The organism is Bradyrhizobium sp. F1.4.3 (genome assembly GCF_040548375.1).
GTDB lineage: Bacteria > Pseudomonadota > Alphaproteobacteria > Rhizobiales > Xanthobacteraceae > Bradyrhizobium.
Genome location: NZ_JBEPRN010000002.1, coordinates 560,747 through 585,953, shown reverse-complemented (window position 1 = coordinate 585,953; position 25,207 = coordinate 560,747). Strand labels below are relative to the sequence as shown.

Annotated in this window: 23 protein-coding genes; 16 read left to right on the top strand and 7 right to left on the bottom strand. The window is 63.2% G+C overall.

Going from position 1 to position 25,207, the window contains the following annotated elements:
- Positions 1 to 104: 104 nt before the first annotated feature.
- The 4 genes from ABIB73_RS10190 to ABIB73_RS10175 all read left to right on the top strand — a co-directional run bounded on the left by ABIB73_RS10190 (position 105) and on the right by ABIB73_RS10175 (position 5,689).
- Positions 105 to 782, top strand: coding sequence for a hypothetical protein (locus ABIB73_RS10190; RefSeq protein WP_354223574.1), 678 nt, complete (start codon positions 105 to 107; stop codon positions 780 to 782).
- Between the two features lie 238 nt (positions 783 to 1,020).
- Positions 1,021 to 2,820 (top strand): FAD-dependent oxidoreductase, encoded by a 1,800-nt coding sequence (locus tag ABIB73_RS10185; RefSeq protein WP_354223572.1) that lies wholly within the window; start codon positions 1,021 to 1,023, stop codon positions 2,818 to 2,820.
- Positions 2,790 to 4,637, top strand: coding sequence for a 2-oxoacid:acceptor oxidoreductase subunit alpha (locus ABIB73_RS10180; RefSeq protein ID WP_354223571.1), 1,848 nt, complete (start codon positions 2,790 to 2,792; stop codon positions 4,635 to 4,637). The genes ABIB73_RS10185 and ABIB73_RS10180 overlap by 31 nt, the downstream gene beginning before the upstream one ends.
- Positions 4,634 to 5,689: a 2-oxoacid:ferredoxin oxidoreductase subunit beta gene (locus tag ABIB73_RS10175; protein ID WP_354223570.1), complete on the top strand. Its 1,056-nt coding sequence runs from the start codon at positions 4,634 to 4,636 to the stop codon at positions 5,687 to 5,689. Before ABIB73_RS10180 ends, ABIB73_RS10175 begins: the two co-directional genes overlap by 4 nt.
- On the opposite strand, the gene ABIB73_RS10170 is transcribed toward ABIB73_RS10175, so the two are convergent.
- From ABIB73_RS10170 to ABIB73_RS10160, 3 genes are all read right to left on the bottom strand, one after another.
- Complete coding sequence (locus ABIB73_RS10170; protein WP_354223569.1) at positions 5,690 to 6,130, bottom strand: DUF4399 domain-containing protein; 441 nt, start codon at positions 6,128 to 6,130, stop codon at positions 5,690 to 5,692.
- A gap of 17 nt (positions 6,131 to 6,147) precedes the next feature.
- Positions 6,148 to 7,680: an SUMF1/EgtB/PvdO family nonheme iron enzyme gene (locus ABIB73_RS10165; RefSeq protein ID WP_354223567.1), complete on the bottom strand. Its 1,533-nt coding sequence runs from the start codon at positions 7,678 to 7,680 to the stop codon at positions 6,148 to 6,150.
- Positions 7,681 to 8,047: 367 nt separating this feature from the next.
- Positions 8,048 to 8,626, bottom strand: coding sequence for an STM3941 family protein (locus ABIB73_RS10160; protein WP_354223565.1), 579 nt, complete (start codon positions 8,624 to 8,626; stop codon positions 8,048 to 8,050).
- 208 nt (positions 8,627 to 8,834) lie between these two features.
- Here ABIB73_RS10160 and ABIB73_RS10155 point away from each other — a divergent pair, with 208 nt between their 5' ends.
- The 6 genes from ABIB73_RS10155 to ABIB73_RS10130 all read left to right on the top strand — a co-directional run bounded on the left by ABIB73_RS10155 (position 8,835) and on the right by ABIB73_RS10130 (position 11,700).
- Positions 8,835 to 9,455: a hypothetical protein gene (locus tag ABIB73_RS10155; protein ID WP_354223563.1), complete on the top strand. Its 621-nt coding sequence runs from the start codon at positions 8,835 to 8,837 to the stop codon at positions 9,453 to 9,455.
- A gap of 84 nt (positions 9,456 to 9,539) precedes the next feature.
- A complete protein-coding gene (locus tag ABIB73_RS10150) occupies positions 9,540 to 9,989 on the top strand; it encodes a DsrE family protein (RefSeq protein WP_354223561.1) in 450 nt (149 codons plus the stop codon).
- Between the two features lie 247 nt (positions 9,990 to 10,236).
- On the top strand, positions 10,237 to 10,560 hold the full coding sequence (locus ABIB73_RS10145; RefSeq protein ID WP_354223559.1) for an ArsR/SmtB family transcription factor: 324 nt from the start codon (positions 10,237 to 10,239) through the stop codon (positions 10,558 to 10,560).
- Positions 10,557 to 10,988, top strand: a complete 432-nt coding sequence (locus ABIB73_RS10140; RefSeq protein WP_354223557.1) for an SRPBCC family protein — start codon at positions 10,557 to 10,559, stop codon at positions 10,986 to 10,988. Before ABIB73_RS10145 ends, ABIB73_RS10140 begins: the two co-directional genes overlap by 4 nt.
- Before the next feature lie 56 nt (positions 10,989 to 11,044).
- Positions 11,045 to 11,257 (top strand): hypothetical protein, encoded by a 213-nt coding sequence (locus ABIB73_RS10135; RefSeq protein WP_354223556.1) that lies wholly within the window; start codon positions 11,045 to 11,047, stop codon positions 11,255 to 11,257.
- Positions 11,254 to 11,700, top strand: a complete 447-nt coding sequence (locus ABIB73_RS10130; RefSeq protein ID WP_354223554.1) for a DUF1801 domain-containing protein — start codon at positions 11,254 to 11,256, stop codon at positions 11,698 to 11,700. Before ABIB73_RS10135 ends, ABIB73_RS10130 begins: the two co-directional genes overlap by 4 nt.
- A gap of 9 nt (positions 11,701 to 11,709) precedes the next feature.
- On the opposite strand, the gene ABIB73_RS10125 is transcribed toward ABIB73_RS10130, so the two are convergent.
- The 4 genes from ABIB73_RS10125 to ABIB73_RS10110 form a co-directional block, all read right to left on the bottom strand.
- Entirely contained in the window at positions 11,710 to 13,245 is a 1,536-nt protein-coding gene (locus ABIB73_RS10125; protein WP_354223552.1) for a SpoVR family protein, read from the bottom strand.
- Complete coding sequence (locus tag ABIB73_RS10120; RefSeq protein WP_354224267.1) at positions 13,242 to 14,516, bottom strand: YeaH/YhbH family protein; 1,275 nt, start codon at positions 14,514 to 14,516, stop codon at positions 13,242 to 13,244. Before ABIB73_RS10120 ends, ABIB73_RS10125 begins: the two co-directional genes overlap by 4 nt.
- A 19-nt stretch (positions 14,517 to 14,535) precedes the next feature.
- Positions 14,536 to 16,479 carry a PrkA family serine protein kinase gene (locus ABIB73_RS10115; protein WP_354223550.1) on the bottom strand — a complete coding sequence of 648 codons (1,944 nt, stop codon included), beginning with the start codon at positions 16,477 to 16,479 and terminating at the stop codon, positions 14,536 to 14,538.
- A 298-nt stretch (positions 16,480 to 16,777) separates the two neighbouring features.
- Complete coding sequence (locus tag ABIB73_RS10110; protein WP_354223548.1) at positions 16,778 to 17,407, bottom strand: STM3941 family protein; 630 nt, start codon at positions 17,405 to 17,407, stop codon at positions 16,778 to 16,780.
- 311 nt (positions 17,408 to 17,718) lie between these two features.
- On the opposite strand from ABIB73_RS10110, the gene ABIB73_RS10105 reads away from it, so the two are divergent.
- From ABIB73_RS10105 to ABIB73_RS10080, 6 genes are read left to right on the top strand one after another with little or no spacing between them, the layout of a single operon-like run.
- Positions 17,719 to 20,568, top strand: a complete 2,850-nt coding sequence (locus tag ABIB73_RS10105; RefSeq protein ID WP_354223546.1) for a bifunctional transaldolase/phosoglucose isomerase — start codon at positions 17,719 to 17,721, stop codon at positions 20,566 to 20,568.
- Positions 20,569 to 20,580: 12 nt separating this feature from the next.
- Positions 20,581 to 21,579 (top strand): phosphogluconate dehydrogenase (NAD(+)-dependent, decarboxylating), encoded by a 999-nt coding sequence (gene gnd / locus ABIB73_RS10100; RefSeq protein ID WP_354223544.1) that lies wholly within the window; start codon positions 20,581 to 20,583, stop codon positions 21,577 to 21,579.
- A gap of 28 nt (positions 21,580 to 21,607) precedes the next feature.
- Positions 21,608 to 23,119 carry a glucose-6-phosphate dehydrogenase gene (zwf, locus tag ABIB73_RS10095; RefSeq protein WP_354223542.1) on the top strand — a complete coding sequence of 504 codons (1,512 nt, stop codon included), beginning with the start codon at positions 21,608 to 21,610 and terminating at the stop codon, positions 23,117 to 23,119.
- Complete coding sequence (gene pgl / locus ABIB73_RS10090) at positions 23,119 to 23,868, top strand: 6-phosphogluconolactonase (protein ID WP_354224265.1); 750 nt, start codon at positions 23,119 to 23,121, stop codon at positions 23,866 to 23,868. The genes zwf and pgl overlap by 1 nt, the downstream gene beginning before the upstream one ends.
- Positions 23,855 to 24,397, top strand: a complete 543-nt coding sequence (locus ABIB73_RS10085) for a gluconokinase (RefSeq protein ID WP_354223541.1) — start codon at positions 23,855 to 23,857, stop codon at positions 24,395 to 24,397. Before pgl ends, ABIB73_RS10085 begins: the two co-directional genes overlap by 14 nt.
- Positions 24,394 to 25,206, top strand: coding sequence for an HAD family hydrolase (locus tag ABIB73_RS10080; RefSeq protein WP_354223539.1), 813 nt, complete (start codon positions 24,394 to 24,396; stop codon positions 25,204 to 25,206). The genes ABIB73_RS10085 and ABIB73_RS10080 overlap by 4 nt, the downstream gene beginning before the upstream one ends.
- Position 25,207 lies beyond the last annotated feature (1 nt).

Sequence of the window (25,207 nt, the reverse complement as noted above, 5' to 3'; positions counted from 1 at the left end):
GTCTCGAAGGATGAAGGCCGAGATGCAGCAGCGGGGCCCTCATGGTTCGAGACGCGCGAAGACGCGCTGCTCACCATGAGGGGTCAGTAAGGAAGGACAAGAAAATGCCGCTCGCCGGGAAAGGCATGCTGCTGACGTCGATGAATATCGACGCAGCCGATGAAGCCGATTTCAACCGCTGGTACGATCGCGAGCATCTCGAAGAGCGCGTCGCGATCGAGGGGTTTCTGGAGGCGCGGCGCTATGTCGCGCACGCCGCCAACCCCAAATATCTCAGCCTCTATTCGACCGCGACACTCGACGTGCTCGATAGTCCCGCCTACCGGGCGCGGCTCGCAAGCCCAACCGACTGGTCGCGGCAGGCCATGGCGCGCTTCAGGAACATGCTGCGCGTGGTCGCCCGCATCACCGTCAGCAACGGCACCGGACGCGGGGCCGCGCTCGGCGTGGTGCGACTGCGCCCGACACCTGACAACGCCGCAGCCTGGCGTGATGCACTGCAAGAAAAACTGACGCCGGAGAAGCTCGATGGCATCATCTCGATGCACCTGCTCGAGAGCGAGCCTGAGTTGTCGGGCGCAACGGCGGAGATTCCAGCGGTGCGCAACGAAGGCGCGCGCGACTGGTTCGTGCTGATCGACGGCACGCAAGTCAGCGCGGTCTCGACCGCCATCGCCGAGCGCTTCACCGGCCCTGCTGCATCGTCCTTCCCGCTTCCCGTCTCCGTCGGCACCTATGCGCTGATCTGGGACCTCGCCAAGAGCGACATCGCGCGCCGCTGACGCGCTCACACGCATCGCAACATGCTGCACCGCACGCGCACTACGTGCGGCCGTTAATGCTGTGCGCGCGCAGCTCCCATGAAAGCGGTCAATCGCGAAAATTTGCCGTTGTACTTCGGAGTGGTTCTAATAAGCTAACCCAATGACGTCATTCAGAAACCAGATCGCCGCGCGTTAAGCGTTCGACAGGCTCAAGACAAGGCCGCCGGGTCTTTGAGCCTGTGCGGACAGGGTAGGAATGAAACCGACCGACATCGCGGCCCCCGACTACTTTCACAAGGTGGTCGATTGCCAATGGGCCTGTCCTGCGCACACCCCGGTTCCCGAATACATCCGACTGATCGCCCAAGGCCGCTACAGCGACGCCTACATGATCAATTGGAAATCGAACGTGTTTCCCGGAATTCTGGGACGCACCTGCGATCGTCCCTGCGAGCCGGCATGCCGGCGCGGACGCGTGGAGGAAACTCCGGTGGCGATCTGTCGCCTGAAGCGCGTTGCCGCTGACTTCAAGGATGACATCACGCAGCGCCTGCCGCGCCCTTCCGCGAAAAACGGCAAGCGCGTCGCATTCGTCGGCGGCGGCCCGGCTTCGCTGACCGTGGCGCGCGATCTCGCGCCGCTCGGCTATCACTGCACCGTGTTCGACGGCGACCCGGAAGCCGGCGGCATGATGCGCACGCAGATCCCGAAATTCCGCCTGCCCAATTCGGTGATCGACGAGGAGACCGGCTACATCCTCAACCTCGGCGTCGACTTCAAGGGCGGTCATCGCATCGAGAGCATGAAGGCGCTGCTTGCGGAGAAGTATGACGCGATCTTCGTCGGCTCAGGCGCACCGCGTGGCCGCGAGCTCGACATTCCCGGTCGGAAAGAGGCAGCCGCCCACGTCCATATCGGCATCGACTGGCTGTCGTCGGTGTCGTTCGGCCACACCGACAAGATCGGCAAGCGCGTGATCGTGCTCGGCGGCGGCAACACCGCGATGGACTGCTGCCGCACCGCGCGCCGCCTCGGCGGCGAGGACGTCAAGGTGATCGTGCGCTCCGGCTTCGAGGAGATGAAGGCCTCGCCCTGGGAGAAGGAAGACGCGATCCACGAGGACATTCCGATCCTCAACTTCCTCGTCCCCGTCGCCTTCATCCATGACAACGGCAAGCTGACCGGCGTCACCTTCCAGAAGGTGAAGGCCGAATACGACGCCAAGGGCCGCCGCAATCTCGTGCCGTCAGGCGAGCCGGACCAGACCCTCGCATGCGACGACGTGCTGGTTGCGGTCGGCCAGGAGAACGCCTTTCCCTGGATCGAGCAGGACTGCGGCATCGAGTTCGACAAATGGCACATGCCCAAGGTCGATCCGAAGACCTTCGTCTCGACCAACCCGAAAGTGTTCTTCGGCGGTGACGCCGCGTTCGGCCCGAAGAACATCATCTGGGCGGTGGCGCAGGGCCATGACGCCGCGTTGTCGATCCACAAACTGCTCTCGGGCGAGGACATCACCGAGCGCCCGCTGCCGGAGGTGCATGTCTCCTCGCAGAAGATGGGCATCCACGAATGGAGCTATGACAACGACATCTCCAACGACAAGCGCTTCAAGGTGCCGCATCGCGACAAGGTGATCGCGCTGAAGGACATCCGCACCGAGGTCGAGCTCGGCTACGACGTCAAGCTGGCGCTCGGCGAAGCCGAGCGTTGCCTGAACTGCGACGTCCAGACCGTGTTCTCGACCTCGCTCTGCATCGAGTGCGACGCCTGCGTCGACATTTGCCCGATGGACTGCATCACCTTCACGCAAAATGGCGAGGAAGCCGATCTGCGCCAACGCCTGAAGGCGCCGTCACCGCATCCGGACCAGGACCTCTACGTCTCCAGCGACCTCAAGACCGGACGCGTGATGGTGAAGGACGAGGATGTCTGCCTGCATTGCGGGCTTTGCGCCGAGCGCTGTCCCACTGGAGCCTGGGACATGCAGAAGTATTTCATCGAAATGACTGACGCGGGATCATCATGTCCGACAAAAAGCCGATCAGCAGCGTAAACGACTTCGTCGTCCGCTTCGCCAACGTCAACGGATCGGGCTCGGCCAGCGCCAACGAAATGTTCGCGCGTGCGATCCTGCGCCATGGCGTGCCGGTGTCACCGCGCAACATCTTCCCCTCCAACATCCAGGGCCTGCCGACCTGGTACGAGGTGCGGGTGACGGAAGAGGGCCATCTCGGTGCCCGCGGCGGCATCGACCTGATGGTGGCGATGAACCCGCAGACCTGGGACAAGGACGTCGCCGGCATCGAGCCCGGCGGCTATCTGTTCTACGATTCTACCAAGCCGATGCCGTCGACCAAATTCCGCGACGACATCACCGTGATCGGCGTCCCCTTAACCGCGATCACCAACTCGACGTACACCGATCCGCGCCAGCGCCAGCTGTTCAAGAACATCATTTATCTCGGCGCGCTTTCGGCGCTGCTCGACATGGACCCGAAGCTGATCGAGCAGCTGATCGGCGAGCAGTACAAGGGCAAGGAGAAGCTGCTCTCCTCCAACGTTCATGCGCTGCATCTCGGCCGCGACTGGGCGCTGCAGAACCTGAAATGCCCGATCGGGCTGCGCGTGAAGAAGACCGACAAGGTCGGCGACCGCATCTTCATCGAGGGCAACAGCGCGGCCGCCCTCGGCGCCGTCTATGGCGGCGCCACCGTCTGTGCCTGGTATCCGATCACGCCATCCTCTTCGGTGGCCGAGGCCTTCACCGCTCACTGCAAGAAGTTCCGGCATGATCCCGCAACGGGCAGGGCGAAATACGCCATCGTGCAGGGCGAGGACGAGCTTGCCTCGATCGGCATCGTGATCGGCGCGTCCTGGAACGGCGCGCGCGCCTTCACCGCGACCTCCGGCCCCGGGATCTCGCTGATGACGGAATTCATCGGCCTCTCGTATTTCGCCGAGATCCCGGCCGTGATCATGAACATCCAGCGCGCCGGCCCCTCCACGGGCATGCCGACCCGAACCCAGCAATGCGACATCATCGCCTGCGCCTATGCTTCGCATGGCGACACCAAGCATGTGCTGCTGTTCCCGGAAGATCCCGCAGAAGCGTTCGAGTTCGCAGCCGCCGCCTTCGACCTCGCCGAGCGGCTCCAGACCACGATCTTCCTGATGCTCGACCTCGATATCGGCATGAACCACCGTCTCAGCCGTCCCCTGAAGTGGGACGACGCGAAGCAGTATGACCGCGGCAAGGTGATGACCACGGAGATGCTGGACGAGGGGCGCGACTTCGGCCGCTATCTCGACGTCGACGGCGACGGCATCCCCTACCGCACCTATCCCGGCACGCACCCGACCAAGGGCTCCTACTTCACTCGCGGCACTTCGCGCGACCGCTATGCGCGTTACTCCGAGGAAGGCTCGGTCTACGCCGACAACATGCAGCGTCTCGTGCGCAAATTCGAGACCGCGCAGGACCTGGTGCCGCGGCCGCTGCAGGCCAATGCGGAACGGCCGACCAAGTATGGCGTGATCTATTTCGGCTCGACCTCGCCCGCGATGGACGAGGCGATCGGGTTACTAGAGGCGCGCGGGCACCATCTCGATCGCCTGCGCATCCGCGCTTTCCCGTTCCACTCGAGCGTGGCGAGCTTCCTCGCCGAGCACGATTTCGTCTACGTGGTCGAACAGAACCGCGACAGCCAGCTCCGCCAGCTCATCGTCAACGAGAACGGCATCGACCCGGTGCGCCTCGTGCCGATCGTGCATTACGACGGCACCCCGATCACCGCCCGCTACATCGCAAAAGCCATTGGCGACCACCAGGATCACCTCAAGGTGACCCCGCTCCGCAAGGCCGTGTCATGACCTACATTGCAAAGCCGAAATTCCATCATCCCGGGCTGAAGAAGAACGAGCTCGGCTACACGCATCGCGACTACGAGGGCAAGATCTCGACGCTGTGCGCCGGCTGCGGCCATGACTCGATCACGGCCTCGATCATCGAGGCCTGCTATGAGCTCTCGATCGAGCCGCACCGGGTGGCGAAGATTTCCGGTATCGGCTGCTCGTCGAAGACGCCGGATTATTTCCTCGGCAATTCGCACGGCTTCAACTCTGTGCACGGCCGCATGCCGTCGGTGCTGACTGGCGCCAACCTCGCCAACCGCGACCTGATCTATCTCGGCGTCTCCGGCGACGGCGATTCCGCCTCGATCGGCTTCGGCCAGTTCGCGCATTCGATCAGGCGCGGCGTCAACATGACCTATATCGTCGAGAACAACGGCGTCTACGGCTTGACCAAGGGCCAGTTCTCGGCGACCGCCGACCGCGGCTCGAAGTCCAAGAAGGGCGTGACCAATACCGACAACGCCATCGACCTCGTCGCGATCGCGCTGCAATTGGGCGCGACCTTCGTCGCGCGCTCTTTCTCCGGCGACAAGAGCCAGCTCGTGCCGCTGATCGCGGCCGCGATCGGCCACAAGGGCGCGTCCTTCATCGACGTCATCAGCCCCTGCATCGCCTTCAACAATCACGCCGGCTCGACCAAGAGTTTCGACTATGTCCGCGAGCATAATGACGCGGTGAATCGGCTCGACGTGCTGGTCGGCCGCGATCCGATCGCGGTCGATTATGCCCCGGGCACGGTGCAGGTGGTCGAGCAGCACGACGGCAGCAAGATAGCGCTGCGCAAGATCGACGCCGATTACGATCCGCACGACCGGCTGGGCGCCCAGACCTTCCTCCAGAAGCACGCCGCCAGAGGCCAGATCGTCACCGGCCTGCTCTATGTCGACCCCGACGCGGAAGACATGCACGCGCATCTCAACACGGTCGAGACGCCGCTCAACTCGCTGGAGGCGGACACGCTCTGCCCGGGCTCGGCGGCGCTGGACAAGTTCAACGCCAGCCTGCGGTGATCATTTGCCGCGCTGAGGCCTGACGCGCACGGTGATCTTCTCCGACACGACAGGCGGATCGAAAGGATAGTGCTTCGCGTCGCCCAGCACGAGTTGAAGGGTGTGGGTCCCGGGCGGAAGGTCGAGGAGGGTTTCGGTCTGCCCCGCCCCGAAATGCAGATGCGACTTGTCCTGCGGGATCGGCTCCTTCGGATCGATGGGATCGTTGACGTCGATCAGCAAATGATGGTGGCCGGCGTTCTGGTACTCGTCGCCGGCATGCGTCACACCCATGTTGCGCAATCCGAACCGGACCAGGAATCCGCCGCGCACCCTTTGCCCGTCATAGGGGGTGATAAAATAGACCTTTGCATCCTTTGGAGCAGGCTTACCCTGCGAGAAGGCCATGCCCGGGAGCAATGCGAGCACCGCCGTCAGCGCAACGCAGCGAAGCATTTGCATCGAATCTACTCCGGCAGTTAAGGACTGAGCGCGACGCGGAATCCATGCGTCGGGTAACGAACATTGGTATCGTAACCGTCGCGGTTGGACGGCCGTACGTATCTCGAATCGTTCTTCCAGGAGCCCGAGCGCAGGACATGCGAGCCGCAGTCCCCACCGCTCCATGCCGAACCGTCATTTGGCGCGCCCTGATAGGCCTTGTGCCAGCAGTCCTCGACCCATTGGTCGACGCCGCCGCCCATGTCGTAGAGACCAAAAGGATTGGGCTTGAAGCTGCCGACTTTCGCCGGCTGCTCGGCCACGGCGTCACCGCAGTCCTTGCACCCGGCCATGCCCTGCTGGGGCTTGTCGCCCCACCAATATTTTGTCGACGTCCCGCCGCGCGCCGCATACTCCCATTCGGCTTCGCTTGGGAGCCGGTAGGGCTTCTTCGTCGTCTGCACGAGGAAGGCGGCATATTGCTGTGCGTCGGTCCAGCTCACATTGGTGATTGGCGCATCGTCCTTACCGGTGGCCGTGAATCCGCACGCCTTGGCGGCGGCACATTCGTTCCACTCATGCACCGTCACCGGATATTTTCCGATCGAGAATGGCTTGACCGTGACCTGGTGGACAGGACGTTCGGTCGGATCATCGTTGCTTCCCATCGCAAAGCTGCCGCCGCGTATGGCGATCATTTCGGGTTCATGGACCGGTGCCGCTGTCGGCTGACTGGGCGCCGGAGTGGGCGACGCAGGCGCCGACGCCAGTGAGGGATACGGTTGCGGCGTCTGTGTCGCCGCCTCGCGCGGTGACGGCTGCGGGATCGGTGATGCGGCCGGAGAGGCGGTCGGCGTGGCAGCCTGCTCGCCTACCCTGCCGGGCCGCTGCACCAGCAGATACCAGAGCACGCCGGTGGCGATGACGAGCAGCGTGATGCCCAGGAGAAAGATCAAGGTATTCTCGCGCCGGCCGCGCGTCGTGCCGACGGCATCTGCGTCCGGCAGCACGCGATAGACGCGCACGGGATCCGTGATGTTCTTGACCTTGCGATCCCCGAGCGATTCATAGCCGCACACCACCTTGTGCTTGATCTGCTCGTAGATCGCGCCCGAGATGTAGACTTGACCGGGCTCGGCAATGCCCTCGATGCGTGTGGCGATGTTGACGCCGTCGCCGTAGACGTCGTCCGGCTCAACGATGACATCACCGAGATTGACGCCAATTCGGTATTCGATCCGGGAATCCTTCGGAATCGAGGCATTGCGGCCGATAAGATTCTGCTGGATGACAATGCTGCATCGAACGGCCTCGACGGGACTGTCGAAAATCGCGATGAAGCCATCGCCCGTCGTCTTCACCAGACTTCCGTGGTGCTCGAGGATGCTGGGCTGGATGAGATCCCGCTCGATCCGTTTGACGCGGACATGCGTGCCCTCCTCGTCGGCCTGCATCAGGCGACTGTAGGAGGCGATGTCACCGACGATGATAGCCGCGAGACGACGTGGTATTGGGCCGTGTGGAGGCGGCCCATCCTGATTTCCGGGTCTGAAGTTGCGAATTTCGCCCATTGCGGGGCACTCCACAAACTTGCTAGAGGCAGCCCCACTCTACGACTTCGAGAAGCAATCGTCTGTGAAGGCTATCACATTGCCGAACTCGGACAATGTCGAAGGAATCTCGACATCGAGTTCCAGAGGGGCGACGGCCCTACGTTTGCTTGAACCTTCCTGGTCCAACCTGCGACTAAGGCAGCGCACCGAGCGTCCGTCTCGGCTCCGCGGAAGCCGACACGCTCTGCCCGGGCCCGGCAGTGCTGGACAAGTTCAACGCCAGCTTGCGGTGACGCGTTGGCCGCATCGGCGATTACCTCTCCCCGGCGGGGAGAGGGTGTTGTGAGGTCTGGGCCTGCACCGGTTCTGCCAAACATATCGCGCTCTAGCTGACAGGCTCGGGCTCAGGCTCCGCCATGGAGCGCCCCGGATAGGCCGATCGGCCGGCAGCCCAATATTGCTTGCAGGTATCGAACAATGTTTCGGCGTCCATGGTCAATCCACCCGCATTGAGGATCACGCCGTTGGCGCCAAGCGCCCTGTTCATCAGCGACAATACGCGCTTCAGAAAGCCCCCGGCGAATCGCTCGGCGACAAGGGGATCGACCTTGAGCACCACGATCGTCTGGGTGCGATGCTGCCAGATCAAGATGTCCCGCACGGAGCTCCAGGCGATGGTCTCGTCGGCAAGCCTGGTGTCGCGGATGCCGACACGGCTGATGAAGACGACCGGCTCCCTGGAGGAGATCAACGTCCAGAGCATCTTGCAGGTGGCAAGGCCGAAAAACGCCACGCCGACATAGCAGGCCGCGATCTGGAACGTGGTGATGTTCTTGCCGAGGTGCCAGTTGAATGCGAGCGCAGCACAGAGCAGCGTCAGCAGCAGACCGGCCCCGAAGAGCTTCAGCAGCCGTACCCGGGAATAGCCGATCGCAAGGTTAGGCGAGTTCTGACCTACGGACATGTTCGACCGCCACCAGTCCTTTGCAACAACCTGGGGTTCATCAACGCCCGTCCTTCTAAAATGTTAAGGGTGGAACCTTGCGCGAGGCTCCCCACAGGAGTGCGACACAGGTCCGCTTGAACGCGCGGCACGTCGCCTGCGACTAACCGCCAGTCGGCCCCCGCCGTCCCGATGCGGGCCGTCAACGGCTCACGCGTTCGGTGCGATCATGAAGCTTGCCCTCGTCCTTCCGCTTGCCCTTGCCGCGTTCATCGGCGTCGCCCGAGCCGAGGAGGCCGACGACGTCCGCGAGGCCAGCAAGGCCGACGCCGAAACCTTCAACGCGCGCATGTATGCGGGCGCACCCGGCAACAAGGCCTATGCCTGTTTCGTCCGCCGCTACGATGCCGACCATTTGGCGCGGCATCCGAAGCAGAAGGTCGCTTCGATGAAGCTGCTGGTCTCGGCGGAGGCCGATGAGGAAGACAAGCAGCTCCACAATTCGTTCCGGCTCGGCTTCAGATACCGCCATCGCAGCGGCGATTTCGACTCCAGCGGTTCCTGTCACCACGCGGTGTTCGTGAGGGAGGGCAACGAGGTTCGCCTCGGCTGCGGCGTCGATTGCGAGGGCGGCGGCATCGGCGTTGCGCTCGCGAAGGACGACAAGTCCGCCATCGTGCGGCTCGAACGGGTCAGGGTCTGGCAGAACAACAAGCCGGATGATGATGCCGAACGATCGCTGGTCGGCGGCGCCGACGACAGGAGTTTTCGCCTCGACCGCACCGACAGCAGCGAGTGCGCCTCGCTCGTGACCGACCGCAAGGAACTCGCGGCGCTCCGCCACAAGTGATATGTGTCCGGCAAAAGCAGGCGCATGATCCGGCGCACGACGCTACCGCCACCCCAACCAACCATGCAGCCGAGGGAGGTCATCATGAACCGACGCAATATTCTGTGGAGCACGGCCTCGGCCCTGGGTGCGATGTTCGCCGCACGTGGTGCAAAGGCCGCGACGGAAGCCAACGCAGGCAACAAGCTCAAGGTCGTCTACCATCTCAGCGACGCCGAGAAGGTCAATTTCGTGCTCGGCAACATCCAGAACCACATCGACGGCGTCGGCGGTCCCGATCACGTCACGATCGCGCTGGTGATTCACGGGCCGGCATTGAAGGCGTTTCACGCGGCGCAGGCCAACCCCGATATCAGCAAGCGCGTGGTCGACTTCTCCAAGGACGGCGTCGAGCTTGCCGCCTGCGGCAACACGATGAAGGCGCAGAACATCACGCTGACGGATCTGCTGCCCGGCTTCGTCAGTGCGGAGAAAGGCGGCGTGGTTCGCTTGGCCGAGCTTCAGTCGCAGGGCTATCTTTATCTGCGGCCATAGGCAGATTACTGCGAAAAAGGTGCGCTCCCCCGCTTGCGGGGGACGGTCGGGGAGAGGGTGTCTCCGCAATCGAGAACCTCCAAGAGGAGAGAGCCCTCACCCGACGCTTCGCGTCGACCTCTCCCGCAAGCGGGAGAGGTAAGGGGGAGCCCGTGGGCCCCACTTCCCAACTGATCTGCATCGCGCTTGACTTACCCATAACTCTACGGTTATGAATAATCCATAACTTATTGGTTATGGATTTCGCATGTCCGCCGCTCACGATCTGCTGTTCAGGACGCTCGCCGACCCCACGCGGCGGGCGATCTTCGAGCGGCTGTGCCGCGACGGAGATCAGACAGTCGGGGCACTGACGGCGCTATCAGGCGTTTCACAGCCGGCGGTCTCAAAACATCTCGGCGCGCTGAAGCAGGCTGGCCTCGTGCGCGACCGCCATGAGGGACGCCAGACGCACTACAGCGCGCAGCCCGGCGCGCTCAATCCGCTGATCGACTGGACCAGCCAGATGGCCGGGTTCTGGCAGAACCGGCTCGATGCCCTCGACGATCTCCTGAAGAGGATGGACCAATGACCGAAGCTGCGACCGAGACGCGTTCCGTGACCATCGAGCGCGAATTTGCCTTTCCGCCGGAGCGGATCTGGCGCGCGCTGACACAGCCGCACCTGATCGAGGAATGGCTGATGAAGAACGACTTCAAGCCCACCGTCGGTCACCGCTTCAATCTTCGCGGCGAATGGGGTGGCGTGCTGGACTGCGAGGTCCTCGCCATCGAACCGCAGCGATCGCTCGCCTACACCTGGAATTTCACGCATGAGGACGCGGCCTACGACCTTAAGAGCGTGGTGACATTCACGCTCACGCCGACGGGCGCCGGCACGCATCTGCGCGTCGAGCAAGCGGGCTTCCGTCCCAGCCAGAAGCAGGCCTATGGCGGCGCGCACGCCGGCTGGAAGCAGTTTTTTGCGAAGCTGGACGAGCTGTTGGCGCGGGCAGACTAGCTCGACAGCCTTCCTATTCCGATCATATCCCAGAGGAGGTCCCATTGAGTTCGAACATGTGGATTCGACAGATCCATCGCTGGCTGTCGATGGCTTTCACGCTCGCCGTCATCGCCAACATCGTCGCCCTGACGCTGCAGGTCCAGGCCAATTGGATCGGGCTGTTGGCCTTCGTCCCGCTGATTCCGCTGCTCGCGACCGGGCTATATCTGTTCGCGCTGCCCTATGTGGGCCGGCGTAGCGGTGCATCAAGCGAGGCGAGATCATGAAGAAGGCCGTGACGGCAAAGAAGAGCGGCGCGACGGACGCAACGAACGGAGTCTCAGCCTCCAGGCTGATCGACGGCAGGATCAAGGAGCTCGGCGACTGGCGCGGCGAGATGCTCGGGCGAATCCGCGGTCTCATCAAGGACGCCGATCCTGACGTGGTGGAAGAGTGGAAGTGGCGCGGCGTCCCGGTGTGGGAGCACGACGGCATCATCTGCACCGGCGAGACCTACAAGGCCATCGTGAAGATGACCTTTGCCAAGGGCGCGGCGCTGGATGATCCCGCGGGCCTGTTCAATTCCAGCCTCGACGGAAATGTGAGGCGCGCGATCGATTTTCCCGAGGGGGCAAAAATCAATGAGAAGGCGCTGAAGGCGCTCATCCGCGCCGCTGCGGCCTTGAACACATCCAAGGCCAAGAAGAAGCCGACCAAAGGTTCGGCCTAGGCGGCGGCGCTACGCCGCCGCCGTGATCGGACGCGGGCTCACGACATACTCCCGCAGCACCTTGTCGTTGGCATCGACCTCGATCAGTGCGACGTCATAGGTCCAGAGATCGGCGAGATGCTGGAGCACCCGCTTGGCGTCGGTCTCGTTGAGCTGCGAGCCCTTGATGACACGGTGGTGCAGGATCAGCCGGCGGTCGCCGGAGAGGTCGACATCGACGACCTCGATATTGGCGTCGATGTAGCCGACATCGTGCTGCCGCGCCAGCTCGCGCCGGACGCGGCGGAAGCCGCGCTCGTCGTGGATGGCATCGACCCGGATGCCGGCGCGCTCCTCGGGGTCGTCGTGCAGATGGAACATGCGGAGGTGCCGCATCAGCTTGGGGCTCAGGAACTGCGCGATGAAGCTTTCGTCGCGGTAGTTGGCCCAGACGTCGCGCAGCACGCCCATCACGTCGTTCTTGCCGGCGATATCCGGGAACCATTCACGGTCCTCGTCTGCCGGATTGGTGACGATACGCTCGATGTCCTGCATCATTGCGAAACCGAGCGCATAGGGGTTGAAGCCGGAGAAGCGCGGATCGTCGAATTCGGGCTGGAACACCACGTTGGTGTGCGATTGCAGGAATTCGAGGAAATTGCCGTCGGTGATGCGGCCCTGCTGGTGCAGCTTGGTCATGATGCGATAGTGGACGTAGGTCGCCGTCCCCTCGTTCATCACCTTGGTCTGGCTCTGCGGATAGAAATATTGCGCGATGTGGCGAACGATGCGCAACAGCTCGCGCTGCCAGGGCGCCAGTCTTGGTGCGCTCTTCTCCAGGAAGTAGAGCAGGTTTTCCTGCGGCAGGCCGAGCAGCTTGCGGCGCCGCTCGATACTCAGCGCAGACCGGGTTTTGGACGCGCCCTTGGGCACGGTGCGCCAGAGGTCGTTGAAGACCTCCTCCTCATGCTGGCGGCGGCGCCCTGCCCGCTTTTCCTCGGCGCGCAGATCCAGCTTCTTCTTGCCGGGATAGCGGTCGATACCGTGCGACATCAGCGCATGCGCGGCATCCAGCGTACGCTCGACCTCGGTGCGGCCGTAGCGTTCCTCGCAGCTCATCACATAGTTCTTGGCGAAATCGAGATAGTCCAGAATGCCGTCGGCGTCGGTCCACTGCTTGAACAGGTAATTGTTCTTGAAGAAGTGGTTGTGGCCGAAGGCGGCATGCGCAATCACCAGCGTCTGCATCGTCGCCGTGTTCTCCTCCATCAGATAGGAGATACAGGGCGAGGAGTTGATCACGATCTCATAGGCGAGCCCCATCAGGCCCTTGCGGTAGGAGGCCTCATGGTAGGCGAAGTGCTTGCCGAACGACCAGTGCTTGTAGAACAAGGGCATGCCGACCGACGAGTAGGCGTCCAGCATCTGCTCGGCGGTGATGACCTCGATCTGGTTCGGATAGACGTCGAGGCCGAGATCGTTCGTCGCCACCTCCTCGCAGGCGTCGGTAATACGCTGCAAGGTGTGGAAATCCCAATCCGCGCCTTCGAACAAGCGTTCCGTCATGGAGCGGCTTTCTCCTGGGTTTCGCGGCGCTGGAACAGGTCGTGGAACACCGGAAAGATCTCGCTGCGCTCGCTGACCTTGCGCATCGAGAGCGGTGCGCCGCTGTTGCGCAGGCGGTCGTAAAGGGTCCAGAGCGAGGAGTCGGAGAGATCGAAGGCGCTGCCGCCGGACTCCCCGACCTCGAGATAGGCAAAGAACTGGCAGACCGGGAGAATCTTGTCGGTCAGCAGCATGCCGGTGAGCTCGCCGTCGGAATAGGAATTGTCGCCGTCGGAGGCTTGCGCGGCGTAGATGTTCCAGTCCGACGGATTGAAGCGCTCGCGCACGATCTCGTACATCGCCTGGAGCGCGCTGGAGACCAGCGTGCCACCGGACGCCGGACCGTAGAAGAAGGTCTGCTCGTCGACCTCCTCGGCACGGTCGGTGTGGCGAATGAAGACGATCTCGACATGCTTGTAGCGGCGCTTCAGGAACACGTAGAGCAGCATGTAGAAACGCTTGGCGAGATCCTTCATGTGCTCGGACATCGAGCCGGAGACGTCCATCAGGCAGAACATCACGGCCTGCGCAACCGGCTTGGGCACCGTCTCGAAGCGGCGATAGCGGATGTCGATCGGATCGATGAAGGGAATGCGCTTCGATTTCGCCTTCAGCTTTTCAAGCTGGGCGAGAAGCTCGGTGCGCTCGTCCTCGTCGGTGCACGCGGCGATCGCGGCTTCCAGCTCTTCGATCTCGTCCTTGCGGGGACGCTTGAGCGCGATGCGGCGCGCAAGCGCGAGCCGCACTGTCCGGCTGACCGAGATGTTGGCGGGCGAGCCCGAGGTGGTATAGCCGGCCCGCTGGATGCCGTCGCTCTCGGTCTGCGCGATCTTGCGCTTGGCGAGATCGGGCAGCTCGAGATCGTCGAGGAAGAGATCGACGAATTCATCGCGGCTCAGCACGAAGCGGAAGGCGTCTTCGCTGTCGCCTTCGCCGGGACCGGAATCCTTGGCGCTGCCCTGGCCGGAGCGCTGGAGATAGTCCCCCTCGATGAACTTCTTGTTGCCGGGCAGCACCATGTCGCGCGTTCCGCCTTCACGGCGGAAGCGCGGCTCGCGCATGCCGTCGAGCGGTATCGTGACCTCACCACCCTCCAAGACGTCCTTAATGTCGCGTTCCTGCGAGGTCTTCTTGACGGCGCCCTGCACCAGGGACTTGGCCCGACGCAAGAACCGCTGGCGGTTCTCAAGACTCTTGCCGCCTGGATTCAGGCGCCTGTCAATAATGTGAATGGCCACTTTCTCATCCGCCTCAACCGGCTTGCTTCACGCGCATGTACCATTCGACCAGTCGGCGAACCTGACGCTCGGTGTAGCCGCGCTCCACCATGCGTGCGACGAACTCGCCGTGCTTCTTCTCCGTCTCGCCGTCCTTCTTCGACCCGAACGAGATGACCGGAAGCAGGTCCTCGACCTGAGAGAATATCCGCTTTTCGATCACATCGCGAATCTTCTCGTAGGAGATCCAGGTCGGATTCTTGCCGCCATTCTGGGCGCGCGACCGTAACGAGAATTTGACCACCTCGTTGCGGAAATCCTTCGGGTTGGCGATGCCCGCCGGCTTCTCAATTTTGGTCAGCTCCTGGTTCAAAAGCTCGCGATCAAGCAGCTGGCCGGTGTCGGCATCCTTGAAGTCCTGGTCCTCGATCCAGGCATCGGCGTAATCGACGTAGCGATCGAACAGGTTCTGCCCGTAATCCGAGTAGGATTCGAGATAAGCCTTCTGGATCTCGTTTCCGATGAACTCGGCATAACGCGGTGCAAGATCCGCCTTGATGAATTCGAGGTAGCGCTTCTCGACTTCCTCGGGCAGCTGCTCGCGCTTGATCGACTGCTCCAGCGCGTACATCAGATGTACGGTGTCGGCGGCGACTTCCTGTGGATCGTGGTTGAAGGTCGCAGCCAGGATCTTGAAGGCAAAGCGGGTGGACACACCGTCCATGCCCTCGTCGACGCCGGCGGCGTCGCGATATTCCTGCACGCTGCGCGCCTTCGGATCGGATTCCTTCAGGCTTTCGCCGTCGTAAACCCGCATCTTGGCGAACACCGTGGAATTCTCGTGCTTGCGCAGGCGCGACATCACCGAGAACCGGGCCATCGTCTCCAGCGTCGCCGGCGCGCAGGGCGCAGAGGCGAGCTCGGAGCCCTGGATCAGCTTCTCGTAGATTTTCTGCTCCTCGGTAAACCGCAGGACATAGGGCACCTTGATCACGCAGATGCGGTCGATGAAGGCTTCGTTGTTCTTGTTGGCCTTGAAGCTCGACCACTCCGCCTCGTTGGAGTGGGCGAGGATGACGCCGGTGAACGGGATCGCGCCGATATTCTCGGTGCCGATATAGTTGCCTTCCTGCGTTGCTGTGAGCAGCGGGTGCAGCATCTTGATCGGCGCCTTGAACATCTCGACGAATTCGAGGATGCCCTGGTTGGCGCGGTTGAGGCCTCCCGAATAGCTGTAGGCATCGGGATCGTTCTGCGCGTAGGTCTCGAGCTTGCGGATATCGACCTTGCCGACCAGCGAGGAGATGTCCTGGTTGTTCTCGTCACCGGGCTCGGTCTTGGCGACCGCGATCTGGCGCAGCCGCGACGGCTGGATCTTGGCGACGCGGAATTGCGAGATATCGCCGCCGAAGGCCTCGAGCCGCTTGTAGCACCAGGGGCTCATCAGGCCGGTGAGGCGCCGGCGCGGAATGCCGTACTTCTCTTCCAGCATCGGACCGAGCTGATCGGGATCGAACAGGCTGAGTGGGCTTTCGAACACCGGGCTCAGTTCATCGCCGGCCTTGAGCACGTAGATCGGATGCACTTCCATCAGCGACTTCAGCCGCTCGGCGAGCGAGGATTTGCCGCCGCCGACCGGGCCGAGCAGATAGAGAATCTGCTTGCGCTCTTCGAGACCTTGCGCGGCGTGGCGGAAGAAACCGACGATGCGCTCGATGGTTTCTTCCATGCCGTAGAAGCCGGCAAAGGCCGGATAGGTGCGGATCGTGCGGTTCAAAAAAATACGGCCAAGGCGTGAGTCCTTGGCCGTGTCAATCGTCTGGGGCTCGCCGATCGCCGCTAGCAATCGTTCGGCCGAATTGGCGTATTTCATGGGATCGCTTCGACACGATTCCAGATATTCCGCCATCGACATGTCGTGCTGGCTTCTCGCCTCGAACGACTTAGCGAAAGCGTTGAATAGCGAATCGTTGTACATGATCCCTCTCCGCGTGAGTTCCGCTACACAACTGAACTAAAGCAGCGACCGGACCGTTCCTTAGCGCCACTCTCGAATCAGCGTGAGCACATGACGATCATTCGACACCCGGGGCCCTTCACCACGCAACGCACAACGTAGGCATCGGGTGAGTTACGAACAGGCACCTGCCTGTTATTTATGCGAATCTATACCTGTATTCGCTAATTTCCAGCAAATGTCGCCTCACCGCAACATCCGGGCGTTACCGGGGATAGGCTATCCGGCAGCGCAGCATAGAAGCCAGCCGGCGGCAGCTTTATGACGCTGGTGCGGCCGGGCTTTCCGCGCCGTGATCGCGGTCTCGCCGCAATGCGGTGCGTGAATCGCTGGCAGCATGACAGTCGCGGCAGGCGCGCAGCAATGTGTCAAAATCGGTCGTCAGCCCCTCGGACTGAATGACGATGCGATCGGCCGGCGCGCCACGCGAGGCGGCGCGGATGCAGGAGAGCTGCCGCTGCAGGGCCGGCGTCGGCGTCAGGACAATCACCTTGTGCCCGCGGCATTCCTCACCCGAAACACCTGCAATCGAGTCCCACAGCAGAAATTCATTGCCGATGCGGAGATCGCGGATGCCGTACGGGGTGACAATGACCACCGCCCCCCGTTCGGCCGGCAGCATCCAGATCAGCCAGCAGGTGATCGAACCGAACACCACGACGCCGGCATAGCCCATCGCCGTGTCGTAGTCGCCAAGGCCGTCCCACCAATCGAGCGCAAGGCTTGCGCTGAGCAGTGTCATCGCGAAGCCGGCCGCGACCAGCAGCCGCAGGCGTGTGGCACATTGGCTGATTTCGAGATCGTGGGACGCGTCGATGCATATGGCCGCAGCCGCCGATTGCGCGTTGTCGGCGACGGCGAGTGCAGCACGGTCAGGATGTGCGTGCATGCTTTCCCCCAAGCATAGCCATTCGCGGCCGAGCCAATGATGCGTCAGGCGGATCGGAATCCACTGACGACACTCCGTGACGCGACAGTAGAAATTACGCAACAAGACCTCGGCCGAACCGTCCCGGCCAATTTTTATTGCGCAAATCCACCACTGCCGCCTGGATCACCATGATCGCAACGGAGTTACACTGAGAGTATGACGCCAATACCCTTGATTGGTTCCCTCCCGGGAGCATGTAAGCTACAGGATAGCGCGTCAGGACCGGCGCGGAAACCCCTCGCCCGCAGGCTTGGAGATAAATAAACATCATGAATCCCGTCAAAGAACTGGAAAAGCACGGACAAGCCGTCTGGCTGGACTTCCTGGCCCGCGGCTTCATCGCCAAGGGCGACCTGAAGCGGCTGATCGACACCGACGGCGTTAAGGGCGTCACCTCCAATCCGTCAATCTTCGAGAAGGCGATCGGCAGCTCGGACGAGTACGACGCCCCGATCGGCAAGGCGCTGAAGCGCGGCGACCGGACCGTCGCCGACCTGTTCGAAGCCGTCGCAATCGAGGACATCCAGAACGCCGCCGACGTGCTGCGCCCGGTCTATGACCGCCTCAAGGGAGCCGATGGCTATGTCAGCCTGGAAGTCTCGCCCTATCTGGCGATGGACACCGCCGGCACGGTCGCCGAGGCGCGGCGGCTCTGGAAGGACGTCAACCGCAGGAATCTGATGGTGAAGGTGCCGGCGACGCCGGAGGGCCTGCCGGCGATCGAAACGCTGATCGGCGACGGCATCAGCATCAACATCACGCTGTTGTTCTCGAAGGCAGTTTATCTTGAGGTCGCAGAAGCCTATCTCGCCGGCCTCGAAAAATATGTCGCGGGCGGCGGCGATCCGTCGCATGTCGCGAGCGTGGCAAGCTTCTTCGTCAGCCGCATCGACTCGGTGGTCGACAAGCAGCTCGACGAAAAGATCGCTCGCGCCAACGATCCATCCGAGAAGGAGCGGCTCGCCGCGCTCAAGGGCAAGGTCGCGATCGCCAACGCCAAAGTCGCTTACCAGGACTACAAGCGGCTGTTTTCCGGTCCGCGCTGGGAGAAGCTCGCGGCCAAGGGCGCCAGGCCGCAGCGCATGCTGTGGGCCTCGACCGGCACCAAGAACAAGGATTACAGCGATGTCCTCTATGTCGAGGGGCTGATCGGCCCAGATACCGTCAACACCGTGCCGCCGGCGACGCTCGATGCGTTCCGCGACCACGGCAAGCCGCGCGACAGCCTTGAGGAGAATGTCGAGGACGCTCACCGTGTGCTGGAAGAGCTGGAGCGCTCCGGCGTCTCGCTCGATGCGATCACCGAGGAGCTCGTCAAGGACGGCGTCAAGCAGTTCGCGGATGCCGCCGACAAGCTCTATGGCGCGGTCGCCCACAAGCGGGCCACCGTGCTCGGGCCGGCGATCGACCGCCAGCAGCTCTCGCTCGGCGACGGGCTCGGCAAGGCGGTCGCCAAGAGCACCGAGGAATGGCGGGCCTCTGCAAAGATCCGCAGGCTGTGGCAGCGCGACAAGTCGGTCTGGACCGGGACGGATGAGGACAAATGGCTCGGCTGGCTCGACAGCGCAGCGAAAGCCGACGTCGCCGACTATGAGGACTACGCCAACCGCGTGAAGGGTCAGAAATTCTCCGATGCCGTCGTGCTCGGCATGGGCGGATCGAGCCTCGGACCGGAAGTGCTGGCCGAGACGTTCGCGAAAAAGTCGGGCTTCCCGAAGCTGCACGTGCTGGACTCCACCGACCCGGCGCAGGTGCGGGCGATGGAAGCCAAGATCGACATCGCCAACACCGTATTCATCGTCTCCAGCAAGTCCGGCGGCACCACCGAACCGAACGCGATGAAGGACTATTTTCATGAGCGCGTCGCGCAGGCGGTCGGACCAAAGGTCAAGACCGGCCATCGCTTCATCGCGGTGACCGATCCCGGTTCGTCGCTGGAGAAGGCTGCGAAAAAGCTGAACTATGCCCGCTCCTTCCACGGCGAGCCCTCGATCGGCGGACGCTATTCGGTGCTTTCGCCGTTCGGGCTGGTGCCGGCGGCCACTGCGGGCATCGACGTCAAAACCCTCATCAAGCATGCGCTGTCGATGGCCCGCTCCTGCGGGCCGGACGTGCCGCCGCAGGAAAATCCGGGCGTGCAGCTCGGACTCGCCATGGGCCTCGCCGGCCTCGAAGGACGCGACAAGGTGACGATCCTGTCGTCGAACAAGATCGCCGATTTCGGCGCCTGGGCCGAGCAGCTGATCGCGGAATCGACCGGCAAGGAGGGCAAGGGCCTGATCCCGATTGCGGGCGAGCCGCTCGGCGAACCCTCGCTTTACGGCAACGATCGCTTCTTCATCGACATCCGCACCGAAGGCGAGGCGGACGCTACGCATGACCAGAAGCTCACCGCGCTCGAACAGGCCGGCCATCCCGTTGTGCGCATCGTCATGAAGTCGATCGACCATCTCGGCCAGGAGTTCTTCCGCTTCGAGATGGCTACCGCCGTCGCCGGTTCGATCCTCGGCATCAATCCATTTGACCAGCCCGATGTCGAGGCAGCCAAGATCAAGACCCGCGAGCTGACGGCCGCGTTCGAGAAGACCGGCGCGCTGCCGGCGGAGCAGCCGGTGGTCAGAACAGCAGATGCCGATCTCTACACCGACGCGACCAACGCCGCGGCGCTCCGCGCCGCCGGCGCCAACGGCGACCTCACCTCGTGGCTGAAGGCGCATCTCTCCCGCTCCAGCCATGGCGACTATGTCGCCCTGCTCGGCTACATCGCGCGCGACAAGGCCACCATCGAGGCCCTCCAGGCGATGCGGCTCGAGGTGCGCGAGAAGCGCCACGTCGCGACCTGCGCCGAGTTCGGCCCGCGCTTCCTGCACTCCACCGGGCAGGCCTACAAGGGCGGGCCCGACAGCGGCGTGTTCCTCCAGATCACCGCGGATGATGCCAAGGATCTTCCGGTGCCGGGCCAGAAGGCGAGCTTTGGCGTGATCAAGGCAGCGCAGGCGCGCGGCGATTTCGACGTGCTCACCGAACGTGGCCGGCGCGCGCTTCGGGTCCACCTTAAGGGCGGGCTCAAGAAAGGTCTCGCGGCGCTCAATGCGGCGCTCAACGATGCACTGAATTAGAGGAATATCTCGATGCAACTCGGCATGATCGGCCTCGGCCGGATGGGCGGCAACATCGTTCGCCGGCTGATGCGTCACGGCCATTCGACCGTGGTCTACGACAAGGACGCCAAGGCCGTCGCCGGCCTGGCCGCAGACGGCGCGCAGGGATCGGCGACGCTGGAGGAGTTCATCGCCAAACTGGAGCGGCCGCGCACCGCCTGGGTGATGCTGCCGGCGGGGCGCATCACCGAGACGACGATCGACACGATCGCAAAGGTGATGCAGGAAGGCGACGTCATCATCGACGGCGGCAACACCTTCTGGCAGGACGACGTCCGCCGCGGCAAGGCGCTCATAGAGCGCGGCATCCATTATGTCGACGTCGGCACCTCCGGCGGCGTCTGGGGCCTCGACCGCGGCTATTGCATGATGATCGGCGGCGAGAAGCCCGTGGTCGACCGGCTCGATCCGATCTTCGCAGCCCTCGCGCCCGGCGCCGGCGACATCCCGCGCACGGAGGGACGTGAGGGGCGCGATCCCCGCATCGAGCAGGGCTATATCCATGCTGGCCCGGTGGGCGCCGGCCACTTCGTCAAGATGATCCATAACGGCATCGAATACGGCCTGATGCAGGCCTATGCCGAAGGTTTTGACATCCTCAAGAATGCAAGCATCGAGGCCTTGCCGGCGGATCATCGCTACGATTTCGACCTCGCCGACATCGCCGAAGTGTGGCGGCGCGGCTCCGTGATCCCGTCCTGGCTGCTCGACCTCACCTCGACGGCGCTCGCAGACAGCCCGGCGCTGGGGGAATATTCCGGCTTCGTCGAGGATTCCGGCGAAGGACGCTGGACCGTGAATGCAGCGATTGACGAGGCGGTCCCGGCCGAAGTCCTGACTGCGGCGCTCTACGCACGTTTCCGTTCCCGCAAGGAACACACCTTCGCCGAAAAAATTCTCTCCGCGATGCGCGCGGGTTTTGGCGGCCACAAGGAGCCGAAGCAGCCGGACGCCTCGAAGCCCAAGTGATAAACAACAAAGCGAAGGCCGATCATTCGTGACAAAAGACCCGCAGCCCAAGCGCAAGCCGGAAAATTGCGCCTTCGTCATTTTTGGCGTGACCGGAGATCTCACTCATCGGCTGGTGATGCCATCCCTCTACAATCTGGCGGCCGAGAACCTGCTGCCGGAAAAGTTCTGCGTCGTCGGCGTGGCGCGCAGTGGCCAATCGGATGACGAATTGCGCGACAGCCTGATGAAGGGCCTGCGCCAGTTCGCCACGAGACCGGTCGACGACGCCATTGCTCAGCAGCTGCTGCAATGCGTCACCTTCGTCGAGGCCGATCCGAAGGACCCACCGTCATTCGACCGCTTGCGCGACCATCTCGATACGCTCGAATGCGCGCAGGGCACTGGCGGCAACCGGCTGTTCTATCTCGCGACCCCGCCGGCCGCGTTCGCGCCGACCGCGCGCGAGCTCGGCCGTACCGGTCTGATGAAAGAGAACGGCGCCTGGCGGCGGCTGGTGATCGAAAAGCCGTTCGGTACCGACCTCGTTTCGGCGCGCGCGCTGAACGCCGAGCTCTTGAAGATCATGGATGAGCACCAGATCTACCGGATCGATCATTATCTCGGCAAGGAGACGGTGCAGAACATCCTGGTGCTGCGCTTTGCCAACGGCATGTTCGAACCGATCTGGAATCGCAACCATATCGATCACATCCAGATCACGGTGGAGGAGAAGCTCGGCGTCGGCCATCGCGGCGGCTTCTACGACGCCACCGGCGCGTTGCGCGACATGGTGCCGAACCATCTGTTCCAGCTGATGTCGCTGGTCGCGATGGAGCCGCCGGCCCGGTTCGACGCCCATTCGGTGCGCTCCGAGAAGGCCGAGGTTCTCACCGCGATCCAGCAGCCGAGCCAGGAGGAAGCGCTGAAAAGTTCGGTCCGCGCGCAGTATCTTGCCGGCCGCATCGGCGACGACGAGATCCCGGACTACCGCAAGACCGAGGAGGTCAAGCCCGGCAGCACCACCGAAACCTATGTCGCGCTAAAACTGATGATCGACAATTGGCGCTGGGCCGGCGTGCCCTTCTATCTGCGCACCGGCAAGGCATTGGGTCACAAGCGAACGGAAGTCGCGATCAAGTTCAAGCAGGCGCCGCTGTCGATGTTCTCTGGCACGGCGGTCGACCGCCTCTCGCAGAACTTCCTCACCATCGGCATTGCGCCGACCGAAACCATCGAGCTTCAGTTCAACGCCAAGATTCCGGGACCGAGCATCACGATCGACGGTGTCGAGATGAAGTTCCGCTACGGCGACTATTTCCGGGCTGACCCCTCGACCGGCTACGAGACGCTGATCTATGACTGCATGATCGGCGATAACATCCTGTTTCAGCGCGCCGACGGCGTCGAGGCCGGATGGCAGGCGGTGCAGCCGTTCATCGACGCCTGGAAGCAGGCCGGCACCAACGGCATCGAAACCTATCCCGCCGGCAGCGACGGCCCCGCCTGTGCCGATGAACTGCTCCGGCGCGACGGACGAAGCTGGCGGAAGTTTACGTGATGGACACGGCCGGCCAGCCCAAGCTGATTGTCGTGGCCGACGCCGAGGCACTCGCGCAGGCGGCGGCCGAGCGGGTGACGGCACGGATCGCGGCCAATGCCGGGCGCATTGCGATCTGCCTCACCGGCGGCTCCAGCCCGAAGAAGCTCTATCAATTGCTCGGAAGCGACGCCTGGCGCGGCAAGATCCCGTGGGATCGGGTGCACTGGTTCATCGGCGATGAGCGTTTCGTGCCGGAGAGCGATCCCCTCAACAATATGGCGGTCGCGCGCGCGACCTTTCTCGATCGGAGCGCGCCTCCCGGTCACATCCATCCGATCCCGACAACGACTGAGAATCCCGATCGGAGCGCCGAGGCCTATGCGCGTGTGCTACAGGCCTTCTACGGTGCAGACCGGCTCGATCCGGCGCGGCCGCTGTTCGACATGGTTTTGATGGGCGCAGGTCCCGACGGCCACACCGCCTCGCTCTTCCCGGGCTATCCCGCGATCGAGGAGACCGGTCGCTGGGTCGTCGGCGTCCCCAGGGCCAATGTCGCTCCCTTCGTGCCGCGGGTCTCGCTCACTTTGCCCGCTCTGGCCTCCTGCCGCGAAATGCTGTTCGAGATAGCCGGGCACGACAAGCAGCCGATCTTGACGCGCCTCCTCAATGGCGAGACTCTGCCCGCTGTACGCGCGCGCTCGAATGGTGAGACCGTCTGGCTGGTCGACCAGGCCGCGCTTCCGGAGGGAATTCGTGGCGGGCGTTGAAGCACCTTGTGCGTTGATCGTGATGGGCGTGTCGGGCTCCGGCAAGAGCACGGTTGCAGAACTGCTCGGCAAACGCCTCGGCTGGCGCTTCGAGGACGGCGACAGCTTTCACCCCGCCAGCAACGTCGAGAAAATGAAGGCCGGCCATCCGCTCACCGACGAGGACCGCTGGCCCTGGCTCAACGCCATCGCCGACGAAATCGCACGGGTCTGCAAGGCGGGCAAACACGTCATCATCGCCTGTTCGGCGCTGAAGCACACCTATCGCGACGTGCTGCTGCGCGGACGCGACGACGTCCGCTTCGTCTTTCTGAAGGGCACCCAGGAGCTGATCGCCGACCGGCTCGCCCACCGCAAGGGCCATTTCATGCCGCCCGGGCTTTTGACCAGCCAGTTCAACACACTCGAGCCACCCGAGGCGAGTGAGCACGTCATTACGGCCTCGATCGACGAGTCCGTCGAGGCGATCGTGGACGGCATCATGCGGCAGCTGAAATTCGCCGGCGGGAAAAGCAGGGCCATGCCATGACACAGATCTCACTCGTCGTCTCCGACGTTGACGGCACGTTGCTGACCAAGGACAAGACGCTGACCGACCGCGCCAGATCCGCGGTGCACCGCCTGCACCGGGCCGGCATCGGTTTCACCATCACCTCCAGCCGCCCCGCAATCGGCATGCGCTTCCTGGTCGAACCGCTCGCGATCTGGCTGCCGGTCGGCCCGTTCAACGGCTCCTCGATCGTCGATCCCGAGATGAACCCAGTCGAGCAACACCTCATCCCTGCAAGCGCCGCCGAGCGATGCTTGCAAATCCTCCGCGAGTTCGGCGCCGACATCTGGCTCTTCACCTACGACAAATGGCTGATCGATAACCCGAACGGCAAATACGTCGCCCATGAGCAGCACACGATCCGGTCCGCGCCGACCATCGTGACGGACTTTTCGCCCTACCTCGCAAGCGCCTGCAAGATCGTCGGCGCCAGCGCCGATGCCGCGGGCCTCGAGCGTTGCGAAAAGGCGATGCAGGAGGCGCTCGGCACGCAGGCGACGGCGGTGCGGTCGCAGACCTATTATCTCGACATCACCCCGCCCGGCTTCAACAAGGGCACGTTCGTCGAGGCGATGGCCAAGCGCCTGGGGATTGCGACCGACGCGGTCGCGACCATCGGCGACATGCAGAACGACCTCTCGATGTTCCGCGTCAGCGGCGTCTCGATCGCCATGGGCAATGCCACCGACAGCGTCAAGGAGCAGGCAACCCACGTCACCGCAACCAATGAGCAGGACGGTTTTGCCGAGGCGATGGAGATGATTTTGAAGCTAAACGGCGTGGGTTAAG

Excerpts from the sequence above, each read along its gene's own strand:
- ABIB73_RS10150 (WP_354223561.1), top strand. The coding sequence starts at position 9,540 with ATGAACCGACGCAATATTCTGTGGAGCACGGCCTCGGCCCTGGGTGCG.
- ABIB73_RS10145 (WP_354223559.1), top strand. The coding sequence starts at position 10,237 with ATGTCCGCCGCTCACGATCTGCTGTTCAGGACGCTCGCCGACCCCACG.
- ABIB73_RS10165 (WP_354223567.1), bottom strand. The coding sequence starts at position 7,680 with ATGGGCGAAATTCGCAACTTCAGACCCGGAAATCAGGATGGGCCGCCT.
- ABIB73_RS10170 (WP_354223569.1), bottom strand. The coding sequence starts at position 6,130 with ATGCAAATGCTTCGCTGCGTTGCGCTGACGGCGGTGCTCGCATTGCTC.
- ABIB73_RS10175 (WP_354223570.1), top strand. The coding sequence starts at position 4,634 with ATGACCTACATTGCAAAGCCGAAATTCCATCATCCCGGGCTGAAGAAG.
- ABIB73_RS10160 (WP_354223565.1), bottom strand. The coding sequence starts at position 8,626 with ATGTCCGTAGGTCAGAACTCGCCTAACCTTGCGATCGGCTATTCCCGG.
- ABIB73_RS10180 (WP_354223571.1), top strand. The coding sequence starts at position 2,790 with ATGTCCGACAAAAAGCCGATCAGCAGCGTAAACGACTTCGTCGTCCGC.
- ABIB73_RS10140 (WP_354223557.1), top strand. The coding sequence starts at position 10,557 with ATGACCGAAGCTGCGACCGAGACGCGTTCCGTGACCATCGAGCGCGAA.
- ABIB73_RS10135 (WP_354223556.1), top strand. The coding sequence starts at position 11,045 with ATGTGGATTCGACAGATCCATCGCTGGCTGTCGATGGCTTTCACGCTC.
- ABIB73_RS10130 (WP_354223554.1), top strand. The coding sequence starts at position 11,254 with ATGAAGAAGGCCGTGACGGCAAAGAAGAGCGGCGCGACGGACGCAACG.
- pgl (WP_354224265.1), top strand. The coding sequence starts at position 23,119 with ATGGACACGGCCGGCCAGCCCAAGCTGATTGTCGTGGCCGACGCCGAG.
- ABIB73_RS10125 (WP_354223552.1), bottom strand. The coding sequence starts at position 13,245 with ATGACGGAACGCTTGTTCGAAGGCGCGGATTGGGATTTCCACACCTTG.
- ABIB73_RS10105 (WP_354223546.1), top strand. The coding sequence starts at position 17,719 with ATGAATCCCGTCAAAGAACTGGAAAAGCACGGACAAGCCGTCTGGCTG.
- ABIB73_RS10110 (WP_354223548.1), bottom strand. The coding sequence starts at position 17,407 with ATGCACGCACATCCTGACCGTGCTGCACTCGCCGTCGCCGACAACGCG.
- ABIB73_RS10155 (WP_354223563.1), top strand. The coding sequence starts at position 8,835 with ATGAAGCTTGCCCTCGTCCTTCCGCTTGCCCTTGCCGCGTTCATCGGC.
- ABIB73_RS10190 (WP_354223574.1), top strand. The coding sequence starts at position 105 with ATGCCGCTCGCCGGGAAAGGCATGCTGCTGACGTCGATGAATATCGAC.
- ABIB73_RS10115 (WP_354223550.1), bottom strand. The coding sequence starts at position 16,479 with ATGTACAACGATTCGCTATTCAACGCTTTCGCTAAGTCGTTCGAGGCG.
- gnd (WP_354223544.1), top strand. The coding sequence starts at position 20,581 with ATGCAACTCGGCATGATCGGCCTCGGCCGGATGGGCGGCAACATCGTT.
- ABIB73_RS10185 (WP_354223572.1), top strand. The coding sequence starts at position 1,021 with ATGAAACCGACCGACATCGCGGCCCCCGACTACTTTCACAAGGTGGTC.
- ABIB73_RS10080 (WP_354223539.1), top strand. The coding sequence starts at position 24,394 with ATGACACAGATCTCACTCGTCGTCTCCGACGTTGACGGCACGTTGCTG.